This window comes from Bacillus sp. AFS018417 (assembly GCF_002560985.1).
GTDB lineage: Bacteria > Bacillota > Bacilli > Bacillales > Bacillaceae_G > Bacillus_A > Bacillus_A rhizoplanae.
Genome location: NZ_NTTM01000093.1, coordinates 1 through 5405 on the forward strand (window position 1 = coordinate 1; position 5405 = coordinate 5405).

Here is a 5405-nt window from a genome sequence, read left to right on the forward strand (position 1 = left end):
GCATTACTTTGTGCATTCAAAAAATTAAAGGAACAAGGCTTTTATAAACATACAACTCATTGTACAATCAAGCATTTGAATAATCTCATAGAACAGGACCATAGACATGTAAAACGCCGCTTTGCCAAATCTGCAGGATTCCAAAGTCTTCGCCATGCTTCGCGCACCTTGAAAGGAATCGAAACGATTCATGCTATATATAAACGAAAACGAAGTTTGCAGCCAAACTTCGTTTTTTCAACGTACAATGAATTACAGCAATTACTCACAATTGCATAAGATTCAGCTGTACTCAACCTAACTTTCTATCTGTTAAAAAACTTTGCAACAGAACCGGGCGACTCGAATAGGCATGATACAAAAGAATGAACTATATATTCGTGACTTGGGATATTTTCGTTTACAAGACTTTAAGTCTATCCAAGATAAGGAAGGGTATTATTTATCACGTCTTAAATTACCAACTAAAATATATAGAAAAGAATTCGAAACAGTGGTATTTAAAAGAAAACCTGCTCAATTGAGACCGGTATATATACAAATTCATTTGGAAGACATCATGAACCAATTACACCCTGGCCAAGTGTATGAATTACATGATGTATATGTAGGGAGCAAAGACAAACTACCTACTTATAGATGTACAGAGGAGCAAAAACAGAAACGCCTACGTGATCGAGCTATTCGCGAAAAGAAAAAAGGGATTACATATACAGAGCGTACGAAACTTTTACAAGGAATTACGGTATATATGACAAACATTCCTACGGAATGGGTACCAAAAGAGAAAATCTATGATTTATATTCACTGCGTTGGCAAATTGAACTGTTATTTAAAATATGGAAATCTTGGTTTCAAATTCATCGTTGTAAATCTATTAAACAGGAGCGATTAGAATGCCACCTTTATGGACAACTCATTAGTATCCTATTATGTTCTTCTACTATGTTTAAAATGAGAGAACTCCTGTTACGTAAGAAACAGAAAGAGCTAAGTGAATATAAAGCGATGTACATAATTAAAGATTATTTCTTACTTTTTCATCAAGCATTACATAAAAACACCCAAGAATTATCAAAGATTCTCCTTCGTCTGTTTAACCTCCTACAGCGAAACGGACGAAAATCTCACAGATATGAGAAAAAAACAGTCTTTGATATTTTGGGTGTTGTCTATGAGTATACCACTTCTGCTCATCAGGTAGCATAGCGAAAAATTTGAAACCCGTCAGGGTTTATTTGATGTGCCTACTTTTATGATATCTATAAAAGATAATAAAAGACTACGTGAAAAGACCACATGTTGTATAAAAATATACCTTAAGTTGATGGATGTGTGGTGGGACCCCCTATAGGATAAGTTGGATTCTTGTCGACTGTTATAACACGAGGCTTTGAAATATGAAAAGACCGCAAAGCTTTCTTGAAAAAGCGCTTTGCAGCCTTCTGATCTCTTGTTTTGCTTAGGAAAAAATCGATTGTGCTTCCTTTCGAATCAACAGCACGATACAGGTACAGCCACTGACCTTTTACTTTGATATATGTTTCATCGACTCTCCAAGAGTCATTTGTTTGTTTGAGGTAACGTCGGATTCGTTTATCCAATTCAGGACCATACTGATGAACCCAACGCATAATCGTTGTATGAGAAATGGATAAACCTTGCGCCTCCATCATTTCCACTAAATCACGAAAACTTAGATTGTACCGTAGGTACCATCTTACCATTAATAATATAATATCAGGCTGATAGTGCTTCCATTTGAACAAATTTTTCTTTTCCATACCGATCACACACCTTTTTAGAGTAATAGTATCAGCATGTCCAAGCTTTATAGAATTTTTGCACCAGAACCACCTTGGTCGAATCCTTATATTATTTTGACGTTTGATGATTAGACATAAATTTTATAATTTCTTCAGTAGCTTTTTTATATCCTCCAGCATCCCGAAGCGATTTTCCAACTTTACGACTATTTTCCTTAAATGTCACATCATTCATTATTTTTTGTACAGCTTCACGTAACAATTTAGAAGTTAATTCTTTACGATTAAGCCTTATTCCGGCTCCCATTTCTGTTACTCGTTTCGCAACTAAAGGCTGATCTCCTGTCACTGGAATCACAACTAATGGTACATCAAAATATAACGCTTCACTCGAGCTATTCATTCCGCCATGCGTAACAAATATATCCGTGTGTTTCAATACTTCCAATTGCGGAACATAATTATATAATTTAAAGTTAAATGGAATGTTTTCAAACTGGTTTATATTTATTTTTTTACCAACAACCAATATAACGATCGCTTCTATATCTTTAAAAGCCTCAAAGCATTTCTCATATAACCCTGGTTGCTCATTAAAAACTGTTCCCATAGAAATAAAAATAACTTTTTTATTTTTTAAATCTTCAATAGGAAAATCTCCTACTTCTTTACGAGTAGCAATCGATGGACCAACAAATTTATATGATGGATCAAATGTATCAGAATATGGTTGATATTCTTTAGAAGTATATACAATTGTAATATCACCAGGGTGATTCATAATGTCATATAGACTGTTGAATTTCATTCCATATTGTTTTGTCCATCTTTCCATTTCTGTTAGACAAAATTGGTATAATGGATCCGTTTCATCTACTTGTTTTGATTCTTGCGCATCATTAAAAGTAACATATTGGTTAAGAGCAAAAGTTGGACATGAAGCAACGCTAGGTAATTGTAAAATATTGGCTATCATACGTCCTACAGGGAAATGATTATCGTATATCATATAATCATACTTTTCTCCCTTTGTTTCTTCTATAATTTGAGTAGCAATACGTTCTGTTGCTTCCACTATATGAGATAACATTATAATAGGACTACCATCTTCATGTACTCGTTCCATAAAATTAATTTGTGAGAAAAAATTCTCAAACGATCGAAACTCTGCACCTGTTGTTTCGATCTTTTTTCTATAATCCTCAATACAATACGAAACAACGCTGTCTCCGCGTTGAATTAACTCCCTAACAACAGCTAAAAGTGGATTAACATGACCTTCCCCAAGAAAGTTTATTACAAGTACATTTGCCATAATATTCACTCCATTCAATTTAATTTATCTCTTTTAATATTAAAATAAAATTGGATTCTGGTGCAAATATTTCTAAGCGAAGTTAAAATACATGGAAAATTAGTTGAAGATGTTGTTACTACTTCATTACAGTTTAATTGCAGAAAAAATTATACTTCTAAAGGTTCTGTTGCAAAGTTTGAAAAAATATAGAGAGGGTGGTTCTGTTGCACATCCATCAACTTAAGGATTTGGTTGTTCTCCAAAATAAAAAAACGAGCTAAATTTACATAAATAACTGTCAAGAGATAAAAATTTCGTTTTGGGGTACATAAAAATATTAGGTTGATGGCGATGGGGTAGCACCAACAAAACGCGAATTTCGTACGCTAAGCAATTTTCCACATAGAAAAAGCCGATTTCCTGTACGTTAAGGGATAATCGGCTTTTGTTTATTCCATTATTCTTAAATATTTAGGACTTGGTTTCACAAACAATACTATGCATCAGCATTTTGAATAAAATCTATCATTTTCTCCTTTAATTCAATCGCAAATTCTGTACGTGTACTGAGATAAAATTGATTATTACTAGACAGATGTACGCGTATAAGGTTTGCTGATCGCAATATCATAAGGTGATGATGGAGGTTCCCTTTAGCTCCGCCTATATAATTTAAAATATCCGTAAACTTATATTTATCCCTTGAAAGAAACTGAAGTATCTCCAAACGTTTTTGATCTGCAAGGGCTTTTGAAATGTTAAATATGTCTTCTCTTGATTCTTTGAACTTTACAGGGTACCACACAAACATTTTTTCTTTAAAAATACTAAAAGTATGAAGCGGACGAAAGTGAAGAGAAGGAATTAGAACAACGTGCTTTATTGTGGGGATTTCTATTTTAAGGCCAGTCGCAAATTCTTCTACCAATTTTTCTGGTGAATATTTTTCCGCTTTTTCACTAAATTTTGAAATCTCCTTAGTTATTTCTTTCTCTATATGCTCAAATTTAAAGTACTGATTATACCACTCTGAGTAGTAGTTACAGATTTGACCCGTCTTTCACGTTCTACTAAAGATTTAATTGAGATTGTTGAACTTATTTCTCATAAAGGAGCAAACTTGAAAAGTCTAAAAGAGGCATGGCTTGATACAACTACAGCACATGGAAAAATGCTCTTTACTGTTTTTGCAGGAATTGCTCAGTTTGAACGAGATTTAACTTCTGAAAGGACAAAAGAAGGGATTATGGCAGCAAAGAAACGCGGGAAATATCCTGGGAGACCAAAAACCGATGAAGAAAAGGTAAATTATGCTTTATATCTTATAGAACAAGGAACGAATCGTACGGATGCTGCAGAAAAAGCGGGTATCTCTCGATGACGCTGTATCGTAAAATACAACAAAAAGATAATTAGCAATACAAATGAATGGAACAGAGTAGAAATAATAAATCATTATTTGCTACTTTGCCCCTGGTTACAGTAACGCTGGTACTAGGCCTTGTGGGGTATTTTTGATCAAACTTTATTTCAAAGCTACACTGGAAACAAATGGTGGGGTTAATTTTGCTTCTTGGATTTTAGGTCTAGTTATATTTGGGATAATCATTATTCTATCTGTACAATAAGAATGAAATTTGTAGGTAAGACACATATACAAGAACCCTTTGGATATAAGAGGGGAGCCTATTCAATTTAGTCAGCTAATAAAAGTGAGCCTCCACTTTAAACAGCTTGTAAGAGTGTTAAGTGGCGGGTAGTTCACGTAAATGTTATGATGCTTATGTCTGAAAGAGAGTACTTGTAAAGAAAACTTTGATGCTTGGCATCAAAGTTTTCATCAAAAAATTATTTTTTACTAATATTTGTTTCATAAACAAGCATATTAGATTGATCATCATCAGGAACAGCGTACATTTTTATTCCCTGTTTTGTATTTTCAAGAAATACTGGATTGCGTGTTACAACATGTCCCTGAGGAGAAAACAAAGGAATTGGTAGTTCATGAACAGTATTCATTGTTTTCATATCTAGTAAGGCTAGTCCACCTAATTCATATTTAGCAGTTGAAGATCCCGGCAATTCAGTAATACCACTGCATATCATATTGTTTTTTCCTACATTTTCGCAGTCCTGATAATCGATAAAGTGGCTAGTATTATTTGATTTTTGAAGTACTTTTCCTTTTTCATTAAACTCATAAAACGTTCTGGAACCCCAACTTACAGCTTTTAAAGCTCCTACTTCTTCATTACGAACTATTCCCCCAATGTGGTCATTCGTGCGAAATACTTCCTGTGCATTCAGCGTTTCTGGATTCACTTTATAAATGATAGATTGG

Annotated in this window: 4 protein-coding genes and 3 pseudogenes; 3 read left to right on the forward strand and 4 right to left on the reverse strand. The window is 33.9% G+C overall.

What is annotated here, in order from left to right:
* A partial coding sequence (locus CN326_RS23185; RefSeq protein WP_141525117.1) for a DDE-type integrase/transposase/recombinase occupies positions 1-279 on the forward strand: 279 nt, incomplete at its 5' end.
* 58 nt (positions 280-337) lie between these two features.
* Positions 338-1210: pseudogene (locus tag CN326_RS23190) on the forward strand (IS4 family transposase); the annotation flags it as partial.
* Between the two features lie 140 nt (positions 1211-1350).
* On the opposite strand, the pseudogene CN326_RS23195 reads toward CN326_RS23190, so the two are convergent.
* From CN326_RS23195 to CN326_RS23205, 3 genes and pseudogenes are all read right to left on the reverse strand, one after another.
* Positions 1351-1785 (reverse strand): annotated as a pseudogene (locus CN326_RS23195) (IS6 family transposase); the annotation flags it as partial.
* 91 nt (positions 1786-1876) lie between these two features.
* Positions 1877-3082: a macrolide family glycosyltransferase gene (locus CN326_RS23200; protein WP_098311305.1), complete on the reverse strand. Its 1206-nt coding sequence runs from the start codon at positions 3080-3082 to the stop codon at positions 1877-1879.
* 478 nt (positions 3083-3560) lie between these two features.
* Complete coding sequence (locus tag CN326_RS23205; protein WP_098311306.1) at positions 3561-3992, reverse strand: winged helix-turn-helix domain-containing protein; 432 nt, start codon at positions 3990-3992, stop codon at positions 3561-3563.
* Between the two features lie 105 nt (positions 3993-4097).
* Here CN326_RS23205 and CN326_RS23210 point away from each other — a divergent pair.
* Positions 4098-4480 (forward strand): annotated as a pseudogene (locus tag CN326_RS23210) (recombinase family protein); the annotation flags it as partial.
* A 432-nt stretch (positions 4481-4912) separates the two neighbouring features.
* On the opposite strand, the gene CN326_RS24810 reads toward CN326_RS23210, so the two are convergent.
* A partial coding sequence (locus CN326_RS24810) for a DUF6454 family protein (RefSeq protein ID WP_255258198.1) occupies positions 4913-5405 on the reverse strand: 493 nt, incomplete at its 5' end.